Annotated in this window: 26 protein-coding genes; 12 read left to right on the forward strand and 14 right to left on the reverse strand. The window is 64.9% G+C overall.

The genetic code is table 11. From position 1 onward, the window contains the following. Positions 1-65 precede the first annotated feature (65 nt). A complete protein-coding gene (gene ftsY / locus F0Q04_RS07700) occupies positions 66-1,280 on the reverse strand; it encodes a signal recognition particle-docking protein FtsY (RefSeq protein ID WP_182345106.1) in 1,215 nt (404 codons plus the stop codon). A 28-nt stretch (positions 1,281-1,308) separates the two neighbouring features. Here ftsY and F0Q04_RS07705 point away from each other — a divergent pair, with 28 nt between their 5' ends. The 4 genes from F0Q04_RS07705 to coaD all read left to right on the forward strand — a co-directional run bounded on the left by F0Q04_RS07705 (position 1,309) and on the right by coaD (position 5,514). Continuing rightward, complete coding sequence (locus F0Q04_RS07705) at positions 1,309-2,754, forward strand: M16 family metallopeptidase (protein ID WP_182345107.1); 1,446 nt, start codon at positions 1,309-1,311, stop codon at positions 2,752-2,754. Positions 2,755-2,855: 101 nt separating this feature from the next. Continuing rightward, positions 2,856-4,199: a M16 family metallopeptidase gene (locus tag F0Q04_RS07710; protein WP_182345108.1), complete on the forward strand. Its 1,344-nt coding sequence runs from the start codon at positions 2,856-2,858 to the stop codon at positions 4,197-4,199. After that, a complete protein-coding gene (gene rsmD, locus F0Q04_RS07715; protein WP_182345109.1) occupies positions 4,199-4,912 on the forward strand; it encodes a 16S rRNA (guanine(966)-N(2))-methyltransferase RsmD in 714 nt (237 codons plus the stop codon). The genes F0Q04_RS07710 and rsmD overlap by 1 nt, the downstream gene beginning before the upstream one ends. A 104-nt stretch (positions 4,913-5,016) precedes the next feature. Further along, positions 5,017-5,514 (forward strand): pantetheine-phosphate adenylyltransferase, encoded by a 498-nt coding sequence (gene coaD, locus F0Q04_RS07720; RefSeq protein WP_043339436.1) that lies wholly within the window; start codon positions 5,017-5,019, stop codon positions 5,512-5,514. An 18-nt stretch (positions 5,515-5,532) separates the two neighbouring features. On the opposite strand, the gene F0Q04_RS07725 is transcribed toward coaD, so the two are convergent. The 5 genes from F0Q04_RS07725 to F0Q04_RS07745 all read right to left on the reverse strand — a co-directional run bounded on the left by F0Q04_RS07725 (position 5,533) and on the right by F0Q04_RS07745 (position 9,462). Further along, positions 5,533-6,657 (reverse strand): zinc-binding metallopeptidase family protein, encoded by a 1,125-nt coding sequence (locus F0Q04_RS07725; protein WP_116924708.1) that lies wholly within the window; start codon positions 6,655-6,657, stop codon positions 5,533-5,535. A gap of 128 nt (positions 6,658-6,785) precedes the next feature. Beyond that, a complete protein-coding gene (locus F0Q04_RS07730; protein WP_116924709.1) occupies positions 6,786-7,106 on the reverse strand; it encodes a BON domain-containing protein in 321 nt (106 codons plus the stop codon). Positions 7,107-7,199: 93 nt separating this feature from the next. Next, positions 7,200-7,586, reverse strand: a complete 387-nt coding sequence (locus F0Q04_RS07735) for a hypothetical protein (RefSeq protein ID WP_021026245.1) — start codon at positions 7,584-7,586, stop codon at positions 7,200-7,202. Positions 7,587-7,697: 111 nt separating this feature from the next. Beyond that, entirely contained in the window at positions 7,698-7,859 is a 162-nt protein-coding gene (locus F0Q04_RS07740) for a DUF1328 domain-containing protein (protein ID WP_021026244.1), read from the reverse strand. A gap of 265 nt (positions 7,860-8,124) precedes the next feature. Further along, complete coding sequence (locus F0Q04_RS07745) at positions 8,125-9,462, reverse strand: CHASE3 domain-containing protein (protein ID WP_116924710.1); 1,338 nt, start codon at positions 9,460-9,462, stop codon at positions 8,125-8,127. Between the two features lie 109 nt (positions 9,463-9,571). On the opposite strand from F0Q04_RS07745, the gene F0Q04_RS07750 reads away from it, so the two are divergent. Then, positions 9,572-10,204, forward strand: a complete 633-nt coding sequence (locus F0Q04_RS07750) for a response regulator transcription factor (RefSeq protein WP_021026242.1) — start codon at positions 9,572-9,574, stop codon at positions 10,202-10,204. An 88-nt stretch (positions 10,205-10,292) separates the two neighbouring features. On the opposite strand, the gene F0Q04_RS07755 is transcribed toward F0Q04_RS07750, so the two are convergent. The 4 genes from F0Q04_RS07755 to gpmA all read right to left on the reverse strand — a co-directional run bounded on the left by F0Q04_RS07755 (position 10,293) and on the right by gpmA (position 14,275). After that, complete coding sequence (locus tag F0Q04_RS07755) at positions 10,293-10,679, reverse strand: response regulator (protein ID WP_021026241.1); 387 nt, start codon at positions 10,677-10,679, stop codon at positions 10,293-10,295. Between the two features lie 153 nt (positions 10,680-10,832). Further along, positions 10,833-11,588: a HesA/MoeB/ThiF family protein gene (locus F0Q04_RS07760; protein WP_116924711.1), complete on the reverse strand. Its 756-nt coding sequence runs from the start codon at positions 11,586-11,588 to the stop codon at positions 10,833-10,835. A gap of 97 nt (positions 11,589-11,685) precedes the next feature. Continuing rightward, entirely contained in the window at positions 11,686-13,200 is a 1,515-nt protein-coding gene (locus F0Q04_RS07765) for a S41 family peptidase (RefSeq protein WP_116924712.1), read from the reverse strand. A 334-nt stretch (positions 13,201-13,534) separates the two neighbouring features. Beyond that, positions 13,535-14,275 (reverse strand): 2,3-diphosphoglycerate-dependent phosphoglycerate mutase, encoded by a 741-nt coding sequence (gene gpmA / locus F0Q04_RS07770; protein WP_116924713.1) that lies wholly within the window; start codon positions 14,273-14,275, stop codon positions 13,535-13,537. Positions 14,276-14,525: 250 nt separating this feature from the next. Here gpmA and F0Q04_RS07775 point away from each other — a divergent pair, with 250 nt between their 5' ends. The 4 genes from F0Q04_RS07775 (at position 14,526) to F0Q04_RS07790 (ending at position 17,016) form a co-directional block, all read left to right on the forward strand. Next, complete coding sequence (locus F0Q04_RS07775; RefSeq protein WP_116924714.1) at positions 14,526-14,933, forward strand: rhodanese-like domain-containing protein; 408 nt, start codon at positions 14,526-14,528, stop codon at positions 14,931-14,933. Positions 14,934-15,022: 89 nt separating this feature from the next. Next, positions 15,023-15,280, forward strand: a complete 258-nt coding sequence (grxC, locus tag F0Q04_RS07780) for a glutaredoxin 3 (RefSeq protein WP_116924715.1) — start codon at positions 15,023-15,025, stop codon at positions 15,278-15,280. A 153-nt stretch (positions 15,281-15,433) separates the two neighbouring features. Continuing rightward, entirely contained in the window at positions 15,434-15,895 is a 462-nt protein-coding gene (gene secB, locus F0Q04_RS07785) for a protein-export chaperone SecB (RefSeq protein WP_116924716.1), read from the forward strand. Between the two features lie 119 nt (positions 15,896-16,014). Next, positions 16,015-17,016: an NAD(P)H-dependent glycerol-3-phosphate dehydrogenase gene (locus F0Q04_RS07790; RefSeq protein WP_116924717.1), complete on the forward strand. Its 1,002-nt coding sequence runs from the start codon at positions 16,015-16,017 to the stop codon at positions 17,014-17,016. Between the two features lie 22 nt (positions 17,017-17,038). On the opposite strand, the gene F0Q04_RS07795 is transcribed toward F0Q04_RS07790, so the two are convergent. Together F0Q04_RS07795 and F0Q04_RS07800 are read right to left on the reverse strand one after the other, a co-directional pair. Beyond that, positions 17,039-17,935 (reverse strand): NAD(P)-dependent oxidoreductase, encoded by an 897-nt coding sequence (locus F0Q04_RS07795; RefSeq protein ID WP_409935214.1) that lies wholly within the window; start codon positions 17,933-17,935, stop codon positions 17,039-17,041. Between the two features lie 117 nt (positions 17,936-18,052). Then, positions 18,053-19,339 (reverse strand): hydroxymethylglutaryl-CoA reductase, degradative, encoded by a 1,287-nt coding sequence (locus tag F0Q04_RS07800; RefSeq protein WP_116924718.1) that lies wholly within the window; start codon positions 19,337-19,339, stop codon positions 18,053-18,055. A 144-nt stretch (positions 19,340-19,483) separates the two neighbouring features. Between F0Q04_RS07800 and F0Q04_RS07805 the strand changes: the two genes are divergently transcribed. Further along, on the forward strand, positions 19,484-20,893 hold the full coding sequence (locus F0Q04_RS07805) for a PLP-dependent aminotransferase family protein (RefSeq protein WP_182345110.1): 1,410 nt from the start codon (positions 19,484-19,486) through the stop codon (positions 20,891-20,893). Here F0Q04_RS07805 and lysA read toward each other — a convergent pair whose 3' ends face one another. Then, the gene (gene lysA / locus F0Q04_RS07810; RefSeq protein WP_116924720.1) at positions 20,894-22,144 is read right to left on the reverse strand and encodes a diaminopimelate decarboxylase; all 1,251 of its coding nucleotides are present in this window, start codon (positions 22,142-22,144) and stop codon (positions 20,894-20,896) included. A 133-nt stretch (positions 22,145-22,277) separates the two neighbouring features. On the opposite strand from lysA, the gene F0Q04_RS07815 reads away from it, so the two are divergent. After that, on the forward strand, positions 22,278-23,267 hold the full coding sequence (locus F0Q04_RS07815) for a LysR family transcriptional regulator (protein WP_116924721.1): 990 nt from the start codon (positions 22,278-22,280) through the stop codon (positions 23,265-23,267). Positions 23,268-23,300: 33 nt separating this feature from the next. Further along, positions 23,301-24,353 carry a purine-nucleoside phosphorylase gene (locus F0Q04_RS07820; RefSeq protein WP_182345111.1) on the forward strand — a complete coding sequence of 351 codons (1,053 nt, stop codon included), beginning with the start codon at positions 23,301-23,303 and terminating at the stop codon, positions 24,351-24,353. A gap of 91 nt (positions 24,354-24,444) precedes the next feature. On the opposite strand, the gene F0Q04_RS07825 is transcribed toward F0Q04_RS07820, so the two are convergent. After that, the gene (locus F0Q04_RS07825) at positions 24,445-25,974 is read right to left on the reverse strand and encodes a M20/M25/M40 family metallo-hydrolase (RefSeq protein WP_182345112.1); all 1,530 of its coding nucleotides are present in this window, start codon (positions 25,972-25,974) and stop codon (positions 24,445-24,447) included. Positions 25,975-26,057 lie beyond the last annotated feature (83 nt).

Raw genomic sequence — 26,057 nt, forward strand, 5'->3', positions numbered from 1 at the left:
CGCGGGCGCAAAAAAGCCCTGCGCCAGAGGGCAGGGCTTGGAACTGCGATGGGGCTGCTGGGCGATCAGGCGAGCAGCGCCTGGGCAAATTCCTTGGCGCTGAAGGTCTCGAGGTCTTCGACCTTTTCACCCACACCGATGAAGTACACAGGGATGGGGCGCTCCTGCGCGATGGCGGCCAGCACGCCGCCCTTGGCCGTGCCGTCGAGCTTGGTGACGATCAGGCCGGTCAGCTGCAGTGCATCGTCAAAGGCGCGCACCTGGTTGAGCGCGTTCTGGCCGGTGTTGCCATCAATGACCAGCAGCACCTCGTGCGGCGCGCTGCCATCGGCCTTGGTGACGACGCGTTTGATCTTCTTGAGCTCTTCCATCAGGTGCAGCTGCGTGGGCAGGCGCCCGGCGGTATCCACCAGCACGACATCCTTGCCCCGGGCCTTGCCGGCGGTCACCGCATCAAAGCTGACGGCCGCGGGGTCGCCGCCTTCCTGGCTGATGATCTCGACGGTGTTGCGGGTGGCCCAGACGCCCAGCTGCTCACGCGCCGCAGCGCGGAAGGTGTCGGCCGCTGCCAGCAGCACGCTCTGGCCGGCATCGGCCAGGTGCTTGGTCAGCTTGCCGATCGAGGTGGTCTTGCCAGCGCCGTTGACGCCAGCCACCATGATGACCGTGGGGCTGTGCTCGCCAATGACCAGTGGCTTTTCCAGTGGCGCGAGCAGATCTGCCAGCGCGCTGGCCAGCAGGTCCTTGACAGCGGCGGGGTCGGTGGTCTTGCTGTCCTTGACGCGCTGCTTGAGGTCTTTGAGCAGATGCTGGGTTGCCTTGACGCCGGTATCGGCCATCAGCAGCGCCTCTTCGAGCTCTTCGTAGAGCTGCTCGTCGATCTTGGTGCCGGTGAAGACCGTGGCAATGCTCGAGCCGGTTTTGCGCAAACCGCTCTTCAAGCGGTTCATCCAGCTGTCGCGGCTGCTGGCGGGCTCGGATGCTATAGTGATAGGAGCTACCGGAGCCTGCGGAGCTTGTGTAACTGGGTTTTTCGTGACCGTTTCTGCAGCCGTGGGTGCCGGGGCTGCGGCCTTGCCGCCCATGCCCAGGCCACGCAGCCAGCCCGTCTTGGTGGGCTCGGCAGCCACAGGGCGGATCGGGGTCAGCGGCGCGCTGGGCACCTGGGGTGCGGGCGGCGGGACATCGGCCGCTGGAGCGGGCGCAGGCGCTGGCTCGGCGGCGGAAGGGCTGGGGGCTGCGTCGGCAGCGGGAGATTTTTTCTTGAAAAAACTGAACATTGTGCGCTACGTAGAATCAGCCTATTTTATGAAACGTTCCACCATTTTGCTGGCCTTGATGGCCTCCCTGGGCGCTGGGGCTTCTCCAGCCTGGGCCGCATCGCCTATGCCCACCACTGCCATCGCCTCCAATTCTGCTGGGGCCCAGCAGTTCAAACTGTCCAATGGCATGGACCTGATCGTACAGCCTGACAAGCGCGCGCCCACGGCGGTGCACATGGTCTGGGTGCGCGTGGGCTCGATGGACGAGGTCGACGGCCGCTCGGGCCTGGCCCATGCGCTCGAGCACATGATGTTCAAGGGCACGGCCACCGTAGCGCCCGGCGATTTTTCGCGCAAGGTCGCAGCGCTCGGCGGGCAGGACAATGCCTTTACCAACCGCGACTACACCGGCTACTACCAGCAGATTCCGTCGGGCAAGCTCGAAGAGGTGATGCGCCTGGAGTCAGACCGCTTTGCCAACAACCAGTGGCCCGACAGCGAGTTCAAGAAAGAGATCGAGGTCATCAAGGAAGAGCGGCGCATGCGCACCGACGACAACCCGCGCGCCAGCCTGATGGAGCAGCTCAACGCTGCGACCTGGCAGGCCTCGCCCTACCACCGCCCGGTGATTGGCTGGATGGGCGACCTCGACTCCATGCACCCCGATGATGCCCGCGCCTTCCACAAGGCCTGGTATGTGCCGGAGAACGCGGTGGTGGTGGTCGCTGGCGATGTGGATGTGGACAAGGTGCTTGCGCTGGCCGAGAAATACTACGGCAGCATTCCAGCGCGTGCCTTGCCGGAGCGCAAGCCCCGGCCCGAGCCACTGCAAAAGGGCGAGCGCCGGCTCGACTACAAGGCGCCTGCCGAGCAGGCCTATGTGGTGATGAGCTTCAAGGTGCCCGACCTGCGCAACCTGGTCGAGCCCAAGGACAGCGACAAGGATGCGATGGCGCTGTTGATGCTGGGCTCTGTGCTCAGTGGCTATGACGGCGCGCGCCTGGACCGCCAGCTGACCCAGGGCCCCGGCCGCGTGGCTGACGCCACCTTCAGCGGTGCCAGCGTGGTCAACCGGGGGCCTTCCACCTTCTTGCTGGGCGGCGTGCCATCGCAAGGCAAGACCGCCAAGGACGTGGAGGCGGCTTTGCGTGCCGAGGTGGCCCGCGTTGCCAAGGAAGGCGTGGGCGAGGCCGAGCTGGAGCGGGTGCGCACCCAGTGGCAGGCCTCTACCGTGTATGAGCGCGACTCGGTCTTTGGCCAGGCCAATGACCTGGGCTCCAACTGGGTGCTGGGCTTGCCGCTCGATGCCAATGACAAGCTGCTGGCGCTGATGAAAACGGTGACAGCCGCGCAGGTGCAGTCGTTGGCTGCGCGCTATTTTGGCGATGACCAGATGACAGTGGCGACCCTGGTACCCCAGCCGCTGACCGATGCCGACCGCGCCGCGCAAAAGCGTAGCGGTGCCGCGACCAAGGACGGGGCGGTGCACTGACCAAACCCCGTGGCGGATGCACTGTTTGACGCACCCGCCAACGATTGTTTTTACCAGGACCTGCCGCAGATGGCAGCGGGCCCTGGCTAGCAGAGATACCCATGCGAACCTCTTTTTGCAAAACACTGGTCGGCGGCGCAGCCGCCTTGCTGGCCTGCCATTCGGCCTGGGCCTTGCTGCCCATTGAGCACTGGACCCAGGACAGCGGCGCCCAGGTCTGGCTGGTCAACAGCCCCACGATCCCGATGGTGGATGTGCAGCTGAACTTTGATGCTGGCAGCCGGCGCGACCCGGCGGACCAGGCAGGCCTGGCGAGCGCCGCGGCCATGATGGCCTCCAAGGGCGTCAAGGCGCAGGGCAGTGCGCCTGCGCTTGACGAGAACGCGGTCGGCGAAGCCTGGGCCGATCTGGGTGCCAGCTTTGGCGCCGGCGCCAGCAGCGATGCGCTGACCTTCTCCTTGCGCTCGCTGACCGATGGCAGCCTGCTGGGCCGCGCCGCTGACCTGGCGGCCCGCCAGATGGCCCAGCCCAGCTATGACGATGCCGTCTGGCAGCGCGAGCGCGAGCGCTGGAATGCCGCGATCAAGGAGGGCAATACCCGCCCTGCGGTGGTGGCGGGCCGCGCCTTCAACCAGGCCGTGTTTGGCAGCCACCCTTATGGGCTGCGTGCCACTGAAGAGACCCTGGCCCGGATCAGCCCGGCGGTGATGCAGCAGTACCTGGCGCGCTCGGTCGACGCCTGCCGCGCCAAGGTGACGCTGGTGGGCGCGCTGGACAAGACCCAGGCCGATGCGCTGGTCAAGCGCCTGCTGGCCCAGGTGCCGGCCACGCCCAAGGCGCAGTGCGCGGCGCCCGCTGAGGTGCCGGCCGTGCAGCCGCTGGCCAAGGCCGATGACATCCAGATCGCGTTTGACTCGGCCCAGGCCCAGGTGCTGCTGGGCCAGCCCGGCATCCGCCGCGCCGACCCGGATTTTCTGGCCGTGCTGGTGGGCAACCATATTCTGGGCGGCGGCGGATTCGCGTCGCGCCTGATGGAAGAGGTGCGCGAAAAGCGCGGCCTGGTGTATGGCGTGTACTCGTCGTTCAACCCGGGGCTGGATGCCGGTGCCTTCCAGATCGGATTGCAGACCCGGCCTGACCAGGCAGCCGAGGCGCTCAAGGTGACGCGCGAGGTGCTGAGCGATTTCATCGCCAAGGGCCCCACCGCCGAGGAACTGCGCGATGCCAAGGACAACCTGATTGGGGGCTTTGCGCTGCGCGTGGACAGCAATGCCAAGCTCTTGGGCAATGTGACCAATATCGCCTGGAATGGACTGCCTCTGGACTACCTGGACCACTGGACGGACCGGGTCGAAGCCCTCAGCGCCGACGATGTGCGCAAGGCCATGGCGCGCATGGTGCAGCCCGACAAGCAAGTGACCGTGGTCTTGGGAGCAAAACCATAATGGGACGCAGTGCCATCAAAAGCGAGGGCGCGCTGCGCGCCCTGGTGCAAAAGGCAGCCGCTGCGGCCGACGCCGCGCCTGACGCGGCGCCCGCCCGCAAGCGCGGCACTACTGGAAACTCGGGCAATGCCGCCCGCGTGGCAGCGTCCGCTGCCGGAGAGATCCGCATCATTGGCGGCCAATGGCGCCGCACCAAGCTGGCGGTGCTGACCCGCCCCGATCTGCGGCCCACGCCCGACCGCGTGCGCGAGACCTTGTTCAACTGGCTGGGCCAGGACCTGGCTGGCTGGCGCTGCCTCGATGCCTTTGCGGGCACCGGCGCGCTGGGGCTGGAGGCTGCATCGCGCAACGCGACCCAGGTGCGCATGGTCGAGTCCGATGTGCAGCTGGCCGCGCAGATCAAGCAGCTGGCGCAGAAGCTGGGTGCCACGCAGGTGGAGGTGAGCCGGGGCGATGCGCTGGCTGCGCTGCAGGCCTACACCGCGCACTGGGATCTGATCTTCCTCGATCCACCATTCTCCGGCCAGCTGTTTGTGCCAGCGCTCAAGGCGGCGCAGGCGGCGGTGACGGCGCAGGGCTTTATCTACCTCGAAGCGCCCCAAGCCTGGAGCGACGAGGCCCTGGCCGAGCTGGGCCTGGTGCGCCACCGCTACCTGAAGGCGGGCGCCGTGCATGCGCACTTGCTCAAGAGGGCTGAGGACGCAGCCGGCTGAACGGGAATGCCTGCCCGCTGGCAGGGTGGTGGCAGAAATGGTTTATGCTGCGCTGCAATGTGCCAGGAGACTGGCACAACGATGATGCTTTGCAGGAGACAGACATGACACTGGCCATCTACCCAGGCACCTTTGACCCCATGACCCTGGGCCACGAAGACGTGGTGCGCAGGGCTTACCAGCTGTTTGGCAATGTGATTGTGGCCGTGGCCGAAGGCCACCACAAGAAGACCATGTTCTCGCTCAAGGAGCGCATGGACATGGCGCGCGAAGCGGTCAAGCACTACCCCAGCGTGCGGGTGGAGAGCTACTCGGGCCTACTGCGTGATTTTGTCGTCGCGCAAGGCGGCAATGCGATTGTGCGCGGCCTGCGCGCAGTCACCGACTTTGACTACGAGTTCCAGCTCGCTGGCATGAACCGCTCGCTGATGCCCGATGTGGAAGCCGTGTTCCTGACGCCCAGCACCCGCTACCAGTTCATCAGCAGCACTTTTGTGCGCGAGATTGCGATGCTCAGCGGTGAGGTCGACAAGTTTGTCTCGCCCTATGTCGCGCAGGAGCTGCAGCGCAAGGTGGCGCAGCGCCGGGCCGAAGAGGCCTGATGGCCGCGCGCAACCCGCTCAGTGCTGGTGCATGACAGGGGGGCGACCACTCTCGAGCGGGTGGGGCCGCCGCACAATGTCATGCACATAGCGCAGCTTTTGCAGCGCCCCGGCCGATAGCGCAAAAGGATAGGCGTCCTGCTGGCCCAAGCTGCGGTTGAGGCTGTTGAGCAGCAATGTCACCGGCACCCACTGCGCCACCATGTCTTCAAAGCGGGGGGGCGGCTGGACAAAGGGGTCGCTGATGGTGACCGAGGGGCGGCCTTCGGCCATTGTCAAATCGGTTTGGTAGCTGGCTGCGGTCTCCAGCATGTCGACCATGTGCAGGTAGTGGGCCCAGGATTCGGCCCAGTCTTCCCACGGGTGTGCGCTCGCATAGGCGCTGACGAATTGCGCACTCCACTGCGAGTAACCCGGCGGGTTGGCATAGTAGTCTTGCAGCGCTTGCGGATAGCTTTGGCGCTCATCGCCAAAGAGCTGGCGAAAGCTGTCGAGCTCGCCGCCATCGCGCACCAGCTTGTCCCAGAAGAAATGACCCGACTCATGGCGCAGATGGCCCAGCAAGGTGCGATAGGGCTCGTGCAGGGCCACGCGGCGGCGCACGCGCTCGTCATCGTCGGCCTCTGCGATGTTGATGGTGATGAGCCCGTTGGAATGGCCGGTGATCACCGGCTGGTCGGGCACATCGGCGAGAAACTGGTAGTGGGGCGTCCAGTTCGGCTGATCGGGGTGCAGCCCCAGGCGCGCCAACGTAACGTACAGCCGCCGCTTGGCGTTCTCCAGCTTTTGCCAGCGCAAGGTGTTGCCGCTGACAGAGAGATCGGGCAGCACCAGCGTCTGGCGGCAAGAGCTGCACAGCCTGTTGGGCTCGTCAGCAGGGATCGCAAAATTGCAGGCTTGGTATTGGTCGCGGTTGGCACACATGCGGTAGCGCTGGCTGCTGTGCGTCGCCTTGGAGGGAATGCGTTGCCACAAAGCGGCTGGCCCGCCGTCTGCAGATGCCGTGCCATCGGTGTTCACGGCTGCCATGGCCCCGACATCGTCGCAGTCCGGCAGGTAGGCCAGCGTTGCGCCGCAGTTGACGCAGTGCACGCTTTCAAAAAATACCAGGTGACCGCATTGGTCGCAGTGGAAAAGGCGCATCGGCCAAGCTTAACGCATCGCCGGTCAATTGACCATGGCCTTCAAGTCGGACACGAACGGGTGTACATGCGAAAAAAAACCAGCCGGCATGCACCAGCTGGTTTTTTGGCGAGCCAGGCTCACGCCGCTTATTGCTTGACGATCAGGCTGTTGCGCACTTCGGTCACGCCCTTGACGCCACGAGCGATCTGACCGGCACGGTCCTTTTCCATTTGCGACTTGGCAAAACCGGACAGCTGAACAATGCCGCCGTCCATGGTCTTCACATTGATGGAGCTGGCCGAGGTTTCCTTGTCTTCAGCCAGCTTGGCCTTGACAGCGGTGGTCACAGCGGAGCCATCGATGTATTCACCCACGGTTTCTTGCTTGCGAGCCACGGAGCAGCCAGTGGCCATCACCAGGGTTGCACCAGCGAAAGCAGCGATAGCGATAGTACGGGAGAGTTTCATTTTTGTTTCCTCGCAAAGTGTTGTTAGGGTGCTTGAAAATCGATCGGCATCTGCACCGCACTTATCCGTTATATGCCGATAGATACTTGAAAATCAGTCGCGACGGCGGGTCGCCATGATGACCAGGGTTGCCAATGCGGCACCTGCTGCCATGGCAATCGCCATCGACTTGCCCGGCTGGTCAGAGACGTACTCGTTGGCACGCTCTTGGGCACGGTAGAACTGCTCACGGGCACGGTGCGAGGAGTCAGCGGCGAGGCCAATGCCGCGCTCTGCCCAGTCCTGTGCACGGGAGGCAATGTGATCGATGGAATGGTTCTTTTCATGGCCGTATTCATCGATCGCACGCTCGGCCTTGTTGGCCGCGGACTTCACGGCACGGCGCGTGTGGCCCACCGCCTTTTCAGCGCCATCGAGCACGTCGTTGGCGGTGTCTTCTACCTTGTCCACAGCGTCCTTGGCAATTTTTTCGGTATCCATGAAATAGCCTCTTTCTATGATGTTCAATGAAGATCTTGCAGTGTACGTTGACCTGCGCGTACCGGATAAATGTATCGTGTGGTGAGCACAGGTTCAAGGGTTGTCAAAGCGCTACTTCTTCAACAATCCCATCAGGAACGATGCGACAGCGAGCACGATGAAAATCACAAACAAGATCTTGGCAATGCCGACCGCACTGGCCGCAATACCACCGAAGCCGAAGACGGCCGCAATCAGTGCGATGACCAGGAAGACAACAGCGTAATGCAGCATATTTTTTTCCTCATGTTGTTTGCTGTGCAAGAAGGTGCGAGCAATGACTGCATTCTGGCCGCTGCCCGCATGCAGCCTTGCCAGTAGGTGCGAAGAACAGGTGTAGGACAGCTCCCGCGATGTGTGGATGCGCGGCGGCGAAGACGCGGTTTGCAGGGGTGCAGCAAGGGCACCGCGCGTGGCTTTCGCGCGGTGTTTGGTGGACTGCTGTGCGGATGGCGAGGGAGGGGAGAGGACGCCAGGCTGCTGGCCGCAGCCCGGGCCCTTAGTTCTGCGGCAGATTGGCCGAGATGGTGGTGCCTTGCTGCGGGGCAGAGGCGATGTGCAGCCGGCCGCCACTGGCCTCGATACGGTGGCGCATGCCCGCCAGGCCGTGCGAGTTGGGGTGGGCCTGGCTGGGGTTGAAGCCGACGCCGTCATCGCGCACCTGCACGAACACATGCTTGGGGTGGCTTTGCAGGCTGATGAGCACATTGCGCGCCTGCGCGTACTTGCCGATATTGGTGAGCGACTCCTGGATCAGGCGGTAGATGCTCAGCTGCATGGCTTCGGGCACATTGATCTGCTCCAGACTCAGCTCGACGGCCACATTGCTGCTTTCGGAAAACTCCTTGGCCAGGATCTCCAGCGAGGCGGTCAGGCCCAGGTTGGACAGCGATGAGGGGCGCAGGTTTTCGATGATGCGGCGCTTGAGCGCGATGCCGCTGTTGAGGGTCTCGATCAGGTGCTTGATGCGCTCTTGCACATCGGGCGCTGCCATGTCGATCTTGGATTTGAGGCGCGCCACATCGAGCTTGGCCGTGGTCAGCAAGGCGCCCAGCTCGTCGTGCAGCTCGCGCGCCAGATGGGCGCGTTCGTCTTCGCGCACCTGCTGCAAGTGGGTGGCCAATTCGCCCAAGGTGGCGGTGCGCTGGCGCACCTGCTTTTCGAGCTGATCGCGCTCGTCCTCGAGCATGCGCTGCTCGCGCAGCATCAGGCCGGTGAGGCGGTTGGATTGGCGCAGGTACAGGTAGAACGCGAGCAGGCCCACGATACTGACGATGGCAATGCCCAGGCGTGCGAGGGTCAGGGACTTGAGAATCTCGGCCTCGTTGTGCATGCGCCGCTCGTTGCTGTGGATCACCAGCTCGTTGCTGAGCCTGCGCATGCTGTCCATCGTGGCCTTGGCTTCCGGGCTTTTGACCAGGAAACGCCAGGCCTCTTCCAGGCCCTCGCGCCGCAGTGCAATGCCCGTATCCATCTGGGTCAGGCGTTTGGCCACTTCACGGCCCAGCATCGACGAGGTCTGCAGGTCCTCGGGGAAGACGCTGTAGATGGCGCGCAGCTCATCGACCGCGTTGTTGACGTTGGTGCAGGCCTGCTGGTAGGCCGTCAGATTGCTGTCTTCGCCACTGAGCAGATAGCCGCGCGCATGGGTTTCTGCATCCACGACCTGCTGCATCAGCTTGTCCAGCGTGGTGCGCGTCTGGTAGGTGACCGTGAGGTTCTGCAGCGAATCGTGCGAGCGGTAGTAACCAGCTTCGTTGATGCCGATCAGCACGGCAGCGGCCAAAAAGGCGGCTGGCAAACTGATGGCCCATTTGCGCAAGCGAGACCAACGCATGGAGCTTCCTTTTTTGATGGTTTTTGGTTTATGCGAGTGATAATAGAGCAAACTTCGGGCAGCGCCAGCATGGGGCCGGTGCTGCAGTCTGCGCTGCATGAGGGGATATATGATTAAAGTTGGTATCGTCGATGACCACGCGATTGTGCGCTCGGGCCTCAAGCAATTTTTGGCCGAGCATGTCGATCTGCGCGTCGTAGGAGAGGCGGCCAACGGCCGTGAAGCCATTGACCTGGTGCGCAAGGAAGAGATCGACGTGTTGATCATGGACCTGTCCATGCCCGGCCAAAGCGGTATTGATGCGCTGGCCATGCTGCGCGCCAAGGCGCCCGACATGGGCATTCTGATCCTGAGCGGCTACCCCGAGGCCCATTATGCGATCAACCTGATCCGCCAAGGCGCCAGCGGCTACCTCAACAAGGAGTGCGACCCATCCGAGATTGTGGAGGCGCTGCGCACGATTTCGCTGGGCAAGCGCTACCTGACGCCGGCAGTGGCCGATCTGCTGGCCCAGCAGCTGCATCGCAAAGAGGATGCGCCCCCGCACGAGCAGCTCTCGGAGCGCGAATTTCAGGTGTTCTTGAAGCTGGCCAAGGGTGAGACGGCCGGCAATATTGCCGACCAGCTCTCGCTCAGCGTCAAGACCGTGAGCACCTACCGCACGCGTTTGATGGAGAAGATGGGCCTGGCATCGAACAGCGACCTGACCTACTACGCGCTGAAAAACGGGCTGATCGACTGAGCGCGCAGCGCCGTGCAAAACCAGCGGCCCATTTGGGCCGCTTTTTTGTGGTTGTCTGCAGGGCCAAATGGTGGGCCTCATGGTGGCGTCACTGCAGCTGGGATGTACGCTCCACGCAGTAGTCGATCAGCGCATCGATGTCTTCGGATTTGTCGAAAACCCGGTTGGCTCCAAGCTGGGCGCAGCGCTCGCGCATACTGGGTGTGGCGTAGTTGCTGAGGATGACCAGATGCTGGTGTGGCGCGCGTTCCTGGAGCTTTTCCAGAACACCCAGGCCACTGCCTTCGAGCAAGAAGATATCGACCACCGCCAGATCCCAGTCGGTCGAAGGGTTGCTGAGCCAGCTGGTGGCGTCAGATTCGGTGCTGGCATGCCCCACGGTCTCCACCTGGGCCAGGTCTTCCAACGTGGCTATCAGGTTGTCGCGGATGGTCTTGTTGTCTTCAACCAAATAAGTTTTCAAACGGCGATGCATATACGGCTACACGGGTGTGTCTTACCGTAACAATGATAGCAACAAGCCGTAGGCACGCCATCGGTCTGAAAGGATGGCCTAAGTAGGACAAGGCCTCGTAGGTTTATTGTTTGTCTATTATTGTATACATAAAACAAATAATAAGCTGAGATATCAAAGGTGTTGCTCACCGCAGACGGGGCATTGCGGGTTGCGGCTGACCCGCATCGTGCTCCATTCCATGTCCTTGAGCTCGAGCATCATCAGACGCCCATCGAGGCTGCGGCCAATGCCGGCAATGAGTTTGAGCGCTTCTGCAGCCTGCATCGTACCGATAATGCCCACCAAGGGTGCAAATACCCCCATTGTCGAGCAGCTGGCTTCCTCGAACTGCTCTTCGGGCGAGAACAGGCAGGCATAGCAGGCAGCGCCTTTGTGGCGCCTGTCAAACACGCTGATCTGGCCATCAAAGCGGATGGCCGCGCCGCTGACCAAAGGCTTGGCCAGCGCCACGCAGGCGGCATTGATGGCCTGGCGCGTGCGGTAGTTGTCGGTGCAGTCCAGCACCACGCTGGCATCGCCCACCAAGGTCTGCAGCCGCTTGGCATCGACCCGCTGCTGCACCGTATGGATCTGGACATGCGGATTGATGGCCTGCAGGCTGGCTGCGCAGGAGCTGACCTTGGCCTGGCCCACGCGCTCGGTCGTATGGGCAATCTGGCGCTGCAAATTGGTCAGGTCCACCGTGTCGTCATCGACCAAGGTGATGCGGCCCACGCCGGCCGAGGCCAGGTACATCGCTGCCGGGCTGCCCAGGCCGCCCGCGCCAATCACCACCGCATGGGCGGCGAGGATGGCCTCCTGGCCTTCGATGCCGACCTCATCCAGAAAGATATGGCGGGAGTAGCGCAAAAGTTGCTCGTCGTTCATGGGCTTATTGTCGGAAAAAACAAAGGCCGCAGCAGGAACTCTGCTTGCGGCCTTTTGACGCAGCGCAACGAAGGTTGGGCGCTACAGCTTGACGGCTTTACTTCTTGGGCTCGCTAGCGGGCGGCAGCTTGGTGTCGTCCGTGGTGGACTCTGCGGGCTTGTCGCTCGTGCTGGTCTTTTCCTCGTCCTTTTTCTCGGCCGGGCGCTCGGTCTTGGTCTGGCTCACCTGCACGGGCTCACCCTTGAGCTGGTGCAAGGCCTGCTGCAGCTGGAAGTCCTTGTCCGAGCCGAACTCGGGCGGACGGCGCTCGGAGGCGGGCTTCTTGCTCTCTTCGTCCAGGCGCTTGAGCGCCGCTTCACGGGCCTTCTCGCGGGCTTCGTCCTTGACTTCGGGGCCTTGGCCGCTGGAGAGGTGCTTTTCCAGATCCGCTTCGCGGGTGCGCAGCGCGGCAAACAAATCGCCTTCGGCCGACTCGTCGACCATGATGTCGGGCACGATGCCCTTGGCCTGGATCGACTTGCCGCTTGGCGTGTAGTAGCGCGCCGTGGTCAGCTTGATGCCGGTGTCCGGACCGAGGGGGCGCACGGTCTGCACCGAGCCCTTGCCAAAGGTCTGGGCGCCCATGATGGTGGCACGCTTGTGGTCCTGCAGCGCGCCCGAGACGATCTCGGAGGCCGATGCCGAACCTTCGTTGACCAGCACCACCAGCGGAATGTTCTTGATGGCAGCGGGCAGCGACTTGATCGGGTCACTGCCGCGGCGCGCGTAGAACTCGGGCGATGCGCGGAAGATCGCCTTGCTCTCGGCCAATTGGCCATCGGTGGTCACCACGGTCACATTGGGCTGCAGGAAGGCCGCCGAGATGGCCACGGCCGCATCCAGAAGGCCACCGGGGTCATTGCGCAGGTCCAGCACCAGGCCCTTCAAGTTCGGGTCCTGTTTGTACAGGTCATCGACCTTGCGCACGAAGTCGTCGACCGTGCGTTCCTGGAACTGCGAGACGCGCACCCAGCCGTAGCCCGGCTCGATCATCTTGGCCTTGACCGACTGGGTCTTGATCTCGGTGCGGGTGATCGTGACGGGGAAGCTGCGGCTCTCGTCCTTGCGCAGAATCGTCAGCACCACCTTGGTGTTGGGCTCGCCGCGCATGCGCTTGACCGCATCGTTGAGCGACAGGCCCTTGACCGCCGTGTCATCGATCTTGGTGATCAGGTCGTTGGTCTTGAGGCCGGCCAGGTCCGCCGGTGAGCCTTCGATGGGCGAGACGATGCGGATCAGCCCGTCTTCCTGGGTAATCTCGATGCCGACGCCGACGAACTTGCCGCTGGTGCCTTCCTGAAACTCGCGGAAAGACTTCTTGTCGAAGTACTGCGAGTGGGGATCGAGCCCGGAGACCATGCCCGAGATGGCATCGGTGATCAGCTTTTTGTCATCGGCCGGCTCGACATAGTCGGTCTTGATCAGGCCGAACACCGCCGACAGCTGCTGGATTTCTTCCAGTGGCATGGGCGACATCACGCCCCTTGCGACCGTCTGCAAAGACACAGTGGTGAGCGCGCCGGCGACCACGCCCAGTGAAACCCAACCGGCAATCTTCAATTTTTGGCCCATATGCTCGCAACTTTCTATAGCGTGCCAATATACACCCAAGCGCCTGCGCTGGTGCGGCGCAGCAGCGGTTTTCGGGTGCTAAGACAAGTATTTACTTTCGCCGGCCGCCCGCTGGCGCGGGCAAGCGGCATCGGCTGACACCAAGAACTTCTGCGCGCCTGCCGATCAGGGCGGGGGCCCGATCTGGTTCGGCGGCGCTGGCATTTTTTGCCGCGATGGGGGCTGCGTGCCCCGCCTGTCTACCGCACCGACGCTGCCTGGCTCGGACTCCAGGCATGGCCAGTAGTTCCCGGCGGGGCCTACGGGGCCGCCCTTGGGTGGGCTGCCCGTCGGATCAGGCCTTGCCCTGGGAGGCGACTGCAGCAGCGGCCTTGGCGGCAGCTTCGGCGTCACCCAGGTAGTAGTGGCGCAGCGGCTTCAAGCTGGCGTCCAGCTCATAGACCAGCGGGATGCCGTTGGGGATGTTCAGGTTCACGATGTCGCTGTCGGAGACGCCATCGAGGTACTTGATCAGCGCGCGGATGGAGTTGCCGTGGGCGGCGATCACCACCCGCTCGCCGCGCTGGATGGCTGGCGCAATGGCTTCGTTCCAGAACGGCACGACGCGCTCGACCGTGTCCTTGAGGCATTCGGTCAGCGGCACCTGGTTGGCAGCACCGGCGTAGCGGCGGTCGGTTTTCTCGCTGCGTGGATCGGTAGACTCCAGCGCGGGCGGCGGGGTGTCATAGCTGCGGCGCCAGACCAGCACCTGCTCATCGCCAAACTTCTTGGCGGTTTCGGCCTTGTTCAGGCCTTGCAGCGCGCCATAGTGGCGCTCGTTGAGCTGCCAGCACTTTTGCACCGGCAGCCAGGTGCGGTCCATCTCGTCCAGGGTGTGCCACAGCGTACGGATGGCGCGCTTGAGCACGCTGGTGTAGGCCACATCGAAGTCATAGCCCTCGGCCTTGAGCAACTGGCCAGCCTGCTTGGCTTGCGCCACGCCGGTGTCGGTCAGGTCCACATCGGTCCAGCCGGTGAAGCGGTTTTCCAGGTTCCAGGTCGATTCACCATGGCGAATCAGGACAAGCTTGTACATGCAATCCTCGTGCGATAGTCAAAAATCGGTGCGTGTCGCTGGCGGGTGGCGCTAGAGGGGCCTGGGCAGCCCGCCGCATTCACAATGGCGCCGATTGTAGAGGCAGGCTTAAATCCCAGGGCGCTTGCAGAGCTTGCCAGGCAGCGCCTGGTGCGCGTTGGGGGTGGTGCTAAAGGCTTTTGCCGCGCAGCGGCATGGTGGCCCTTTTAGAATGTGCGGCTGTTTGAGCATTTTTTGACAAGGGACTTGTGTGAACTTTCTGATCGACAACTGGTATCTGATCGTGCTGGTACTGGGCTCGGGCGCGATGCTGATGATGCCCGCCATGAAGAACATGGGAGGCGGCACGCTCAGCCCCGCCAACGCCGTGGCACTGATCAACCGCGAAAAAGCCGTGGTGGTGGATGTGTCGGACGCGCAGGAATTCGGCGCCGGCCATATCGCCAATGCCAAGAATGTGCCGCTGGACCAGCTCGAAGCGCAACTGCCCTCGGTCGTCAAGAACAAGGCCTTGCCGCTGATTCTCGTTTGCGCACAGGGCCAGCGCTCGCAGCGTGCCGTGGCCGTGGCCAAGAAGCTGGGCTACACCAATGTGCAGGCCCTGGCCGGTGGCATGAAGGGCTGGCGCGCTGCCAGCATGCCGCTCAAGAAGGCTTGATTTTTGGGGTTCATGGCCCCAGATACTGGCTTTAGACACCCACTACAGAGCTGGCGGCCTTGTGCAGGCCGCCGCCGCAGGACACTCCGATGCAAGCTGTAAAGATGTATACCACCGCCGTCTGCCCCTACTGCATTCGCGCCAAGCAAGTGCTCAAAGCCAAAGGCGTGGAGCAGATTGAAGAAATCCGCATCGACACCGATCCGGCCCAGCGTGCGGTAATGATGGAGACGACCGGCCGCCGCACCGTGCCGCAGATCTTCATTGGCGAGACCCATGTCGGCGGCTGCGATGACCTGATTGCGCTGGACCAGCGCGGCGAGCTGACCCCCTTGCTCCAAGCCTGAGCCCGCGCATCCCTTCACTGGCCGGCGGGCGCCCGGGCTTTTCCATGCTGACACTTTGCCATTGCATAATGGCAGGCTGCATGCGAGGGGCGCACACACCGGGCGGCATCGCAGCTGCACTCCATTCCTTTTTCTAGCGAAAGACAGACAACCATGGCGGATCAAGAAAATCCCGTGTTCCAAATTCAACGCGTGTACCTGAAGGACGCGTCGCTGGAACAGCCCAACTCGCCAGCTATCTTGCTGGAGCAAACCCAGCCGAGCGTGGACATCCAGCTGGGCGTGGAAGCCACCCCGGTGGCCGATGGCATTTTCGAAGTGGCGGTCACCGCCACCGTGCAGACCAAGATCGAAGACAAGACCGTGTTCCTGGTGGAAGCCAAGCAAGCCGGTATTTTCGAGATCCGTGGCATCCCTGACGACCAGATGGGGGCCGTGATCGGCGTGGCTTGCCCACAGATCGTCTACCCTTACCTGCGCGGCAACGTGGCAGACATCGTGACCCGCGCCGGCTTCCCGCCTGTGCACCTGGCGGAAATCAACTTCCAGGCCATGTACGAACAGCAACAAGCCCAGGCCAATGGCGCTGGCGCAGGTGCCGCACTGGCCCAGTAATCGCTTGCTGCCAACGCAAGGGCCTTGCAGTCTCGGTTGCAAGGCCTTTGTTGTATCTGCTGGGTAAGCAGCTGCAGGCAGCGCCACCGTTTGAGTTGATGTAAGAAGGGGTTGTGGCTATGAAGATCTTGGTGATTGGCGCCGGTGCCTGGGGAACGGCTTTGGCCATGCATGCTGCCGCACGCCACCGCGTGCAGCTGTGGGCGCGCGATGCGCAGCAGGCGGGCCAGTTGCAAACCAGCCGTGAGAACCAGCGCTATTTGCCAGGCATCCGCTTGCCCGATGCCTTGGAGGTGACGAGCGGCGATCTGCAGCCCCTGGTGGCCCAGGCTGAATTGATCGTGCTGGGCACGCCGATGGCGGCACTGCGCGGCGGCCTCACGATGCTGCGCGACTGCCAGGTGCCGGTGGCCTGGCTCAGCAAGGGTTTTGAAGCCGTGCCCGCCGATGCCCCTGCCGGCAGCCATGGGCTGCTGGGCAACGAGGTCTGCGCCCAGGTGGCCCCCGCGCTGCATGCCGGCGTGCTGAGTGGCCCAAGCTTTGCGCAGGAAGTGGCCCAGCACCAGCCCACGGCCCTGGTGGCGGCCAGCCGCCATGGCGATGTGCGCGATGCGCTGGTCGCGGCCTTCCATGGCGACAACCTGCGCGTCTATGCCAATGAGGACATCAGCGGGGTCGAAGTGGGCGGCGCCGTCAAGAACGTGCTGGCCATTGCCACAGGCTTGTGTGATGGCCTGCACCTGGGGCTGAATGCCCGCGCCGCGCTGGTGACGCGCGGCCTGGCCGAGATGACACGTCTGGGTGTGGCGCTGGGCGCGCAGACCGATACCTTCATGGGGTTGTCGGGCCTGGGCGATCTGGTGCTGACGGCGACTGGCGATCTGTCGCGCAACCGCAAGATCGGCCTCTTGCTGGCGCAGGGCCAGAGCCTGGAGCAGGCGGTGCAGTCGCTCGGCCATGTGGCCGAAGGCGTCTACAGCGCCCGCACGGTGCTGCAGCGCGCCCAGAAGCTGGGCGTGGAGATGCCGATCACGGCCGCCGTCGTGGCCTTGCTCGACGGCAGCCTGTCAGCCCCCGATGTGGTGCAGGCGTTGATGGGGCGCGAGCCCCGCGCTGAATAAGCGGGGCCCTGAACAACGCGCTTCAGGCCTTGGCCAGCAGACCGATCAAGGCCGGCAGCATGGCATCGCCATGCCGGGCCTGGACCTGGTCCTGCAAGGTGGTCGCAGCCGCATCGGCAATCAGGCTGGGCGCCTGCGCATCGTGGGCCATCGTGGCGTAGTAGCTCAAATCCTTGGCGGCGTTGGAGATCGAGAACGCAATGCCCGAGGGGTCATCGGCCAGGATATAGGACTGCAGCCGGTCCAGCGCCACGCCCGCGCCGCCGCCCGCAGCCAGTACGCTGTGGAAGGCCTGCATGTCCATGCCCTGCTTGCGCGCGCAGGCGGTGGCCTCGGCCAGCAGGCTCATCTGGCCCACCGAGACAAAGTTGTGCAGCAGCTTCATGCGGTGTCCGTCGCCCAGTGCACCGACATGGGTGACCTGGCTGGTGAAGGTGGCCAGCACCGGTTGCACCTGGGCCAGCACGGCCGCATCGCCACCGACGAGCAGATTGAGCTGGCCGTCATGCGCCTGCTTGGAGGTCTTGGTCATCGGTGCATCGATGAACTTGCCGCCAGCAGCCTGCACGGCCTGGGCCATGCGCACCGTCGATGCGGGCACGGCTGTCGAGCAATCGATCACCACGGTGCCGGGGCGCAGTGCCGACAGCAGGCCTTGCTCGCCAGTCAGCACGGCTTCGACCTGGGGCGAGCCAGTCACGCAGAGGATCACCACATCGCAGTGGCTGGCCAGTTCGGCCGGGCTTTGGCAGGTGCGTGTGCCCAGGCTGAGCAGCTCAGTCAGCGGCTGGTTCCCAGGATGCTCCAGCACATAGAGTTGAAAGCCTTTGGCGGCGACATTGCGGGCGATGCCGTGGCCCATCAGGCCGACCCCGATCAGGCCGACGACGGGCTGGGCTGTTTGCGATGACATGGAAATCTCCTGGCGGTGCGCAGCAATGCGCAAAGGCTCCCAGCGTACCGCAAGCCCTGTGCGCCAGGGGGGCTGCGGGCGCGGCCGCAGTCAACTTGGTGACCGGCGGGACCGCAGCCCGATTCAGCGCGCGCGCAGTTCGGCCAGCACCTCCAGCGCGCGGTCGGTGCGCACATCGTGCTCGGCGGCCAGGCGCTTGGCGACCTGGTCGACCTCGGCACCCACGGCCCCGGCCACCAGCGCGATATTGCGGGCATGCAAGGCCATGTGGCCGCGCTGGATGCCTTCGGTGGCCAGCGCCCGCAGCGCGCCCAGGTTTTGCGCCAGGCCGACGGCCGCGGCAATCTCGCCCAGCTCCTGGGCCGATTTCACATCCATGATCTTCAGCGCCAGGCGCGCCAGCGGATGCGTCTTGGTCGCGCCGCCCACCAGGCCCACGGGCATGGGCAGCTCGATGGTGCCCACCAGCGCGCCGCTGCCGTCTTTCTCCCAGGTGGTCAGCGAGGTGTAGCGCCCGTTGCGGCTGGCATAGGCATGGGCGCCGGCCTCCACCGCACGCCAGTCGTTGCCGGTGGCGACGATGACCGGGTCGATGCCGTTCATGATGCCCTTGTTGTGGGTGGCGGCGCGGTAGGGGTCGATGGCGGCAAAGGTGTAGGCATCGAGCACGCCCTCGATGATTTCTTCGCCGCTGCGCTCGGCAGTCGCCAGCGTCTTGGGCGTCAGGCGCACGCGGGCCCGGGCCAGGCGCAGATCGGCCAGGTTGGACAGAATGCGCAGCCGCACCGCGCCGCCGGTGATCTGCTCGACCAGCGGCGAGACCGATTCGGCCATGGTGTTGACGGTGTTGGCGCCCATCGCATCGCGCACATCGACGATCAGATGCATGACCACCATGGGGCCCCGGGGTGAGTCGGGGAAGACATGCACCTCGATGTCCTTGCAGCCGCCGCCCAGGCCGATCAGCACCTTGTCGCGGCTGTTGGCCAGCGCCAGGATCTGCTCGCGCGCCTGGTACAGCGCCAGCCGCACGCCATAGGGGTCCTGGATGCCGACTATCTGCACCTGGGCGCGCATCAGCGGCTGGGTGCTGGAGGTCTGAAACCCTCCGTCCTCGCGTGCCAGCTTGGCCATGTACGAGGCCGCCGCGATGATCGAGGGTTCTTCGACCGCCAGCGGCACCAGCACATCGCGGCCATTGATCTGGAAATTGCTGGCCACGCCCATCGGCAGCTCAAAGGTGCCGATCACGTTTTCGATCATGCCGTCGGCCACGTTCGTGGGGAGGGCCCCTGGCTGGGCCAGCAGCGCGTGGTCTTCGGCGCTCAGCTGGCAGGCCTTGGCGATGACATCCCAGCGCTGGGCGGGGCTGAGGGCGCGGAACTGCGGCAGACGGGAATCGGTGGCCATCGGTGTCTCCTGGTGATTTTTTGAGGAATGCGAAACGCAGAGCCACCAATCTACCTAAACTGTACCCTTCTAGACAGGTACAGTTTGCCGGGACAGTGCTGCTGCATTGCAGCATCGGCGCCTGGTCTTCCCCAAGGAGCGCCCATGCCCCCAGCCTCTGGCCGCAAGGCCTCGATTGCAGAAAACCTGGCCGCGATGCTGGGCCGGCAGATGGCCGATGGCGTGCTGCGCGCGGGTGACAAGCTGCCGTCACTGCGCGCGTTGGCGCAGCTGCATGGCTATGCCAAGAACACCGTGGTGGCGGCCTTTGAGCTGCTGGTCTCGCGCGGCCTGGTCGAGGCGCGGCGGGGATCGGGCTTTTATGTGCTGGCCCAGCGCCCGGTGGCAGCCGTGCCTGCGGCCGAAGACAGCGCCCCGCTGCAGCGCGCGATGGATGTGGTCTGGCTGATGCGCGAGCAGCTCAAGACCCAGCCCGATGCGCTGGCGTTGGGTGATGGTTTTCCGCCGGTGGACTGGCTGGCCGATATGCGCCTGGACCGTTACCACCACCAAGTGGTGCGTACGGGGCTGGGCGCGCTGTTCCGCTACGGCAGCCGCCTGGGCTATGCGCCGTTGCGGGACAGCCTGGTGCGCAAGCTGGGCATGTTCGGCCTGGCGGTGACGCCCCAGCAGCTGCTACTGACCCAGGGGGCCAATGACGCGCTGGACCTGGTCATCCGCCACTGGGTGACGCCGGGCACGACGGTGCTGGTGGACGACCCGGGCTACTACCTGCTGTTTGGCAAGCTCAAGTTGGCCGGCGCGCGCGTGCTGGGTGTGCCGCGCCAGGCCGATGGCCCGGATGTGCTGGCGCTGGAGCGGCTGCTGCAGACCGAGCGCCCGCGCCTCTTCTTTACCCAGTCGCTGGCGCACAACCCCACGGGCTCGGACCTGAGCGCCGCCAAGGCCTGGCGCATCTTGCAGCTGGCCGGCCAGCAGCAGATGCTGATCGTCGAAAACGACCCGCTGGCTGATTTCAAACCAACTTCGGCCACACGCCTGTCGGTGCTGGACCAGCTGGCGCGCACGATCTACATCGGCAGTTTTTCCAAGTCGTTCTCGGCTGCGCTGCGGGTGGGCTTTATCGCCTGCCATCCCGATCTGGCCAGTGACCTGGCCGATCTGCGCAGCCTCATCCATGTGAGTGGTTCGGAGTACTGCGAGCGCATGGTCGATGTGATGCTGCGCGAAGGCCAGTACGAGCGGCACCTGGTGCGGCTGCGCGGGCGCCTGGGCCAGGCCACGGCGCAGGCGCTGGCCTGGATGGACCGCCAGGGCTGCGAGGTGTTTGCGCGCAGCGAGCAGTCTCTGTATCTGTGGGCGGCCTTTCCCGGCTGCGAGGATTCCGCGCAACTGGCCGAGCAACTGCGGGCCCGGCAGGTGACGATGGCGCCGGGCCGGGTGTTCAGCCTGGACAGCAGCGCGACCTCGCGCTGGTCGCGCTGCAACGTCGGGGCCATGCAGTCCCCGCGCCTGGACGCGGCAATGGCGCCATGGCGCGCGGCCCCGCGCTGATCAGAGGCCCAGTTCCAGCGCCAGCAGCTCTTCGACCGTCTGGCGGCGGCGGATAAGGCGCGCCTGGCCGTTGTCGACCAGCACCTCGGCGGCCAGTGGGCGGCTGTTGTAGTTGCTGGACATCGAGGCGCCGTAGGCGCCGGTGTCGTGGATCACCAGCAGATCGCCCACCTGCGCATCGCCCAGCGGACGGGGCAGCACCACGCCGGCCTCGCCCTGGGTGAAGACATCACCGGATTCGCACAGCGGACCGGCGACAACGGCCTCGCGCTGCACAGGCAGCACGCCGGCGCCACGGCGCTGCACATGCATCGCGTGGTAGCTGCCGTACATCGCCGGGCGCATCAGCTCGTTGAAGCCGGTATCGACCAGCACAAAGTGGTTGCTGCCGGCATCCTTGGTCGCGCGCACCGTGCCCAGCAGCACGCCCGATTCAGCCACCAGGTAGCGGCCCGGCTCCAGCTCCAGGCCCAGGTGGTGGCCCACCAGCGCCTCAGCCTGCTTGCGCGCCGCATCCCAGAGGCCAAAGTAGTGCTGGGTGTCGATGGTGGCGTCACCGTCCTTGTAGGGGATGGACAGGCCGCCGCCTGCCGAGATGGCCTGCAGGCGGTGGCCGGCGGCGTGGGTGCGCTCGACCAGCTGCACCATCGCGCCGCAGACCTCTTGCAGGTGGCCGTAGTCCACGCCCGAGCCGATATGCATGTGCAGGCCCACCAGCTGCAGGCCGCGCTCGGCGATCACCGCCAGCGCCATCGTCAGGTCGCTGTGCCAGATGCCGTGCTTGCTGTGCTCGCCACCGGTATTGGTCTTGTTGCTGTGGCCATGGCCAAAGCCGGGGTTGATGCGCAGCCAGACCGCATGGCCGGGCGAGGCCTGGCCCAGCTGGTGCAGCATGTCGATGGAGCCGGCATTGACGGGGATCTGGTGCTCGACCACGGTGGCCAACGTGGCCTCGTCCATCACATCGGCGGTGAACACGATGTCGGAGGGCTCGCCAAAACCGCCCTGGTAGCCGGCTGCCAGCGCGCGCAGCACTTCGCCGCGCGAGACCGCATCAACCTTGACGCCTTGCGCCCGCATCAGCTGCAGCACATGGATGTTGGAGCAGGCCTTTTGCGCAAAGCGCACCGTGTCGAATGCCTGGAGCTCGGCGATGCGTTGGCTGATGGTGGCCGCGTCATAGACCCACAGCGGGGTGTTGAAGTCATCGGCCAGCTGCCACAGCAGATCGGGGGAGAAGGGGTTGCTCATAGTCGGTGTGCCGGAAGGCGTGGAATCGGAAAAACAGCTTGCCAGTGTGCCTGGGGCAGGGTATTTGGTCTAATGCTTATTTATCGGGATGTCATTCATAATGGATATGTCTTTCTCGAGTTGCCCAGCCGCCATGCCCCGTCCGCCAGCCCCGGTCCCATCCGCTTCCGATCTCCATCCGGAGCCCAGCCCCTCAGCGCCGCGGCTGCAGCACCGCCATATCGAGGTGTTCCGCGCCGTCATGCTGGCCGGGGGCGTGACCGGCGCGGCGGGACTGCTGTTCAGCTCCCAGCCGACGGTGAGCCGCGATCTGGCCCGCATGGAGCAGCTGCTGGGCTACCCGCTGTTTGAGCGGGTGCAAGGCAGGCTGCGGCCCAATGCACGCGCCTTGGCGCTATGGGAAGAGGTGCAGCGCAGCTGGCAGGGGCTCGACCGGGTGATTGACCGGGCAGTGGCCCTGTCGCGCCCGCAGGCGGCGCGTATCAGTGTGCTGAGCATGCCTGCGCTCAGCCATGCGCTGCTGCCGGCGGCGCTGGCGCGCATGCAGCAGGCGCAAGGGCCGGTGGCGGTCAGTGTTGCCACCCAGGAGGCGCCGCTGTTGCAGCAGTGGATGGCCGCCCAGCGCTATGACCTGGGGCTGACCGAGCAGGGCGAGGCGCCAGCGGGCACGCGCGCTGTGGCGCTGCCGGCGGTCGATGAGGTGGCCGTGCTGCCCGCAGGCCACCCGCTGGCGCGCAAGAAGCGGCTGCAGCCCGCCGACTTCGCGGGCCAGGCCTTTATCAGCCTGGCCGAGGGCGATCCTTACCGCATCCAGATCGACCAGGTGTTTGCCGATGCCGGCGTGGGCCGGCAGATGCTGCTGGAGACGCACAGCGCAGTGGCGGTATGCGCGATGGTGCAAAACGGTCTGGGCCTGGCGATCGTGAACCCCTTCACCGCGCAGGCCTGCATGGGCCAGGGCCTGGTGCAGCGGCCGCTGGCTTTTTCGATTCCGTTCCGCACACAGGTGCTGCTGCCGCTGCACCGGGCAGCGGTCCCCGAAGTCGATGCCTTGCTGACCGCGCTGGCCCAGGCTGCAGCCAGCCTGCCGGCCTACAATGCGCAGCATGCCGGGCCGCAGTGATAGGCCGGTGATCTGACCCAGGAGAAATGCCCCATGTCCCGTGCCCCGCTTCGCTCTCTCGCCCGTCCGCTGTGCGCCAGCGCCTTGCTGCTGGCGCTGCTGTCCGGCTGCGCCAGCACCGGCCGCAGCGCGGCCCAGACCGCGCAGGCCGCGCCGCCGGTCCAGGTCAAGGTGTTTGTCGCGGCCATGTTCGAGATCGGTGCCAACACCGGTGACCGGGCCGGTGAGTTCCAGCACTGGTACGAGCGCTATTTCCGCGATGCCCGGCCTATCCAGGTGCCCGGCGCGCTGGGGCCGGTGTTCTGCAATGCCGATGGGGTTTGCGGCAGTGTGCTGGGCATGGGCAAGGTCAATGCCTCGGCGTCGATGCAGGCCATCGTGCTGAACCCGCAGTTCAATTTTGACCGAGCCTACTATGTGATCAGCGGCGTGGCCGGCACCCCGCCTTCGCGCGGCACCATTGGCGATGTGACCTGGGGCAGCTGGCTGGTTGACTACGACTTGGGCCACCGCTGGGCGCCCGAAGAGGGCCAGGCCGGTGCGCCAGTGTTCATGCCACGCAAGGGCTATGAAGACTACCGCCGCTTTGCGCTGAACCCGGCCCTGACCCAGGCCGCCTATGCGATGAGCCGCGCCGTGCCGTTGCAGGACAGCGATGCAGCCCAGCGCTACCGCTTGCGCTACCCCGATGCGGCCGCGCGCAAGGCGCCCAGCGTGCATGTGGGCACGCACATGACGGGCGACACCTTCTTCCACGGCCCTGGCCTGTCCCAAGAGGCGCAGTACATTGCCAAGCTCTACGGTGCGGACGACTATGTCGCCACCGAGATGGAGGCCGCCGCCATTGCGCTGGTCTTGAAGCGCAGCCATGGCACGGACCGCGTTCTGAGCCTGCGCGGCTCGGTCAATTTTGACCAGGGCAACCCGCAGGAAACCACCCAGGCCCACCTGGACCCCAAGCCCGGCGAAACCGCGGGCGGCTTTGCCGAGACGGTGGCCAATGTGGCGGCCGTCGGCGGCGTCTTTGTCGACACCGTCGTCAAGGACTGGCCGCAATGGAAGGATGGCGTGCCGGCCCAGCGCTGATCAGAGCGGGGTTGAGCTGGATTGAGCTGGGCTGAGCGCCCCGGCCCGGTACCGCAGGCCCCCCATGCACTTGGGGGGCCTTTTTTTGTGCTTATTTCCAGGGCTGGCTCAGGATGGACGCCAGGCTCTTGACGCCATCGAAGTAGTTGCCCAGGCGCATGTTCTCGTTCTTGCTGTGCTGGTTGTTGTCGGCATTGACCATGGGCACGATCACAAAGGGCACCTTGAGCGCCTGCACCGCTGCGCCGGTGGGGACCGTGCCGCCCATCATGCGGATCTGCACAGGGGCCTGGCCCCATGCCTGCTGCATGCCTTGGCGCAGCCAGTCGCCAATGGGAGCGTTCAGATCGGTGCGCACGGCGCTGGACGAGGCAGACACGCCGCCCATCTTCAGGCTGGCGAGCTTGGGGTGTTGGGCGCGCTGCTCGGCGCTGGGCTCGCCCTCGATCAAGGTAAAGCCCTGGCCTTCGATATGGGTCTTGAGCAGCTGCAGCAGGCGCTCGGGTGGGGTCTCGGGCACCGTGCGCAGGTCCAGCTCGGCAATCGCCTGGGCGGGCACCACGGTGCGGGCCTTGGCGCCTACATCGGCGCTTTGCAGGCCGCGTACATTGAGCGAGGGGTACTGCATCGACTCCTGGTAGTTGTTGCCCACCTTCTCGGCCTGGGCAATGCCCAGGCGCTTGCGCAGCGCGGTCTCGTCATCAGGCACGGCCTGCATCACGGCCTGGGTGGGGGCATCAAAGCGGATGCCATCGTAGTAGCCCTTGACGAGCACGCGGCCATCGGGCGCCTTCATCGAGGCGAGCAGCTGCGCCATCGTGAACGCGGGGTTGGCGGCATAGTTGCCATAGTGGCCGCTGTGCAGATCCTGGCTCGGGCCATAGATGGTCAAGGTGGCCTGGGCCACACCCCGGTTGCCAAATACCAGGGTGGGGCGGTTGCTGGCATGCATGGGGCCATCGAGCACCAGCAGTGCATCGGCCTTCAAGGCATCCAGGTTCGCATTGATGACACCGCCCAGCGATGGCGAGCCCTTTTCCTCTTCGGAGTCGAGCAGGATCTTGATATTGGTGCTGGGCGCCAGGCCCTGCTGCTTCAGCGCATCGAGGGCGGCCATCAGCATGATGATGGGGGCCTTGTCATCGGACGAGGAGCGGCCAAACACACGCCACTCGGGGTTGGGCTCGGCGCCGTAGAGCTGGTCGAGCGCAATCTCTTTCCAGGATCCATCGGCCTGACGTTCCTTGAGCACCGGCTTCCAGGGGCTCTCCTGCTGCCATTCGGCCGGCGTCACCGCCTGGCCATCCATATGGGCGTAGAACAGCACCGTCTTGGTGGCGCCGGGCACGGGCGGCAGGGTGGCCAGCACCATGGGCTTGCCCTGGTTGGGCAGCAGCTGGGTCTGGAAGCCGCGCTTGTCCAGCGCCGCCTTGAACCACTGCGCATTCTTCTCGATGTCGGCCGCCACATTCGAGTCATTGGGCAGCGCCAGCACCTCGATCCATTCGCGCAGGCTGGCGCTGCTGGCCTTTTGCACGCTGGCATCCGAGGGGGCAGCGGCCTGTGCCAGGCCGGCGGCGCACAGCGCAGCGCTGAGCAGGGTGAGGGTCGAGAACTTCATGCAAGGGCTCCGTCAGAGATAAAAAAACAGCTTGGTCTGGAGTATGTCCGAGTGCGCGTTCACCCACGGGGGCGCAGGCGGGC

The sequence above is a fragment of the Comamonas koreensis genome (genome assembly GCF_014076495.1).
GTDB lineage: Bacteria > Pseudomonadota > Gammaproteobacteria > Burkholderiales > Burkholderiaceae_C > Comamonas > Comamonas squillarum.

Bases quoted from the DNA above. Each gene is read 5' to 3' on its own strand.
- F0Q04_RS07760 (WP_116924711.1), bottom strand. From the start codon at position 11,588: ATGAACGACGAGCAACTTTTGCGCTACTCCCGCCATATCTTTCTGGAT.
- F0Q04_RS07765 (WP_116924712.1), bottom strand. From the start codon at position 13,200: ATGGGCCAAAAATTGAAGATTGCCGGTTGGGTTTCACTGGGCGTGGTC.
- F0Q04_RS07735 (WP_021026245.1), bottom strand. From the start codon at position 7,586: ATGGATACCGAAAAAATTGCCAAGGACGCTGTGGACAAGGTAGAAGAC.
- ftsY (WP_182345106.1), bottom strand. From the start codon at position 1,280: ATGTTCAGTTTTTTCAAGAAAAAATCTCCCGCTGCCGACGCAGCCCCC.
- grxC (WP_116924715.1), top strand. From the start codon at position 15,023: ATGCAAGCTGTAAAGATGTATACCACCGCCGTCTGCCCCTACTGCATT.
- F0Q04_RS07820 (WP_182345111.1), top strand. From the start codon at position 23,301: ATGTCCCGTGCCCCGCTTCGCTCTCTCGCCCGTCCGCTGTGCGCCAGC.
- rsmD (WP_182345109.1), top strand. From the start codon at position 4,199: ATGGGACGCAGTGCCATCAAAAGCGAGGGCGCGCTGCGCGCCCTGGTG.
- F0Q04_RS07800 (WP_116924718.1), bottom strand. From the start codon at position 19,339: ATGGCCACCGATTCCCGTCTGCCGCAGTTCCGCGCCCTCAGCCCCGCC.
- F0Q04_RS07825 (WP_182345112.1), bottom strand. From the start codon at position 25,974: ATGAAGTTCTCGACCCTCACCCTGCTCAGCGCTGCGCTGTGCGCCGCC.
- F0Q04_RS07745 (WP_116924710.1), bottom strand. From the start codon at position 9,462: ATGCGTTGGTCTCGCTTGCGCAAATGGGCCATCAGTTTGCCAGCCGCC.
- F0Q04_RS07750 (WP_021026242.1), top strand. From the start codon at position 9,572: ATGATTAAAGTTGGTATCGTCGATGACCACGCGATTGTGCGCTCGGGC.
- F0Q04_RS07730 (WP_116924709.1), bottom strand. From the start codon at position 7,106: ATGAAACTCTCCCGTACTATCGCTATCGCTGCTTTCGCTGGTGCAACC.
- F0Q04_RS07805 (WP_182345110.1), top strand. From the start codon at position 19,484: ATGCCCCCAGCCTCTGGCCGCAAGGCCTCGATTGCAGAAAACCTGGCC.
- F0Q04_RS07740 (WP_021026244.1), bottom strand. From the start codon at position 7,859: ATGCTGCATTACGCTGTTGTCTTCCTGGTCATCGCACTGATTGCGGCC.
- F0Q04_RS07790 (WP_116924717.1), top strand. From the start codon at position 16,015: ATGAAGATCTTGGTGATTGGCGCCGGTGCCTGGGGAACGGCTTTGGCC.
- F0Q04_RS07725 (WP_116924708.1), bottom strand. From the start codon at position 6,657: ATGCGCCTTTTCCACTGCGACCAATGCGGTCACCTGGTATTTTTTGAA.
- F0Q04_RS07705 (WP_182345107.1), top strand. From the start codon at position 1,309: ATGAAACGTTCCACCATTTTGCTGGCCTTGATGGCCTCCCTGGGCGCT.
- secB (WP_116924716.1), top strand. From the start codon at position 15,434: ATGGCGGATCAAGAAAATCCCGTGTTCCAAATTCAACGCGTGTACCTG.
- lysA (WP_116924720.1), bottom strand. From the start codon at position 22,144: ATGAGCAACCCCTTCTCCCCCGATCTGCTGTGGCAGCTGGCCGATGAC.
- coaD (WP_043339436.1), top strand. From the start codon at position 5,017: ATGACACTGGCCATCTACCCAGGCACCTTTGACCCCATGACCCTGGGC.
- F0Q04_RS07755 (WP_021026241.1), bottom strand. From the start codon at position 10,679: ATGCATCGCCGTTTGAAAACTTATTTGGTTGAAGACAACAAGACCATC.
- gpmA (WP_116924713.1), bottom strand. From the start codon at position 14,275: ATGTACAAGCTTGTCCTGATTCGCCATGGTGAATCGACCTGGAACCTG.
- F0Q04_RS07710 (WP_182345108.1), top strand. From the start codon at position 2,856: ATGCGAACCTCTTTTTGCAAAACACTGGTCGGCGGCGCAGCCGCCTTG.
- F0Q04_RS07815 (WP_116924721.1), top strand. From the start codon at position 22,278: ATGCCCCGTCCGCCAGCCCCGGTCCCATCCGCTTCCGATCTCCATCCG.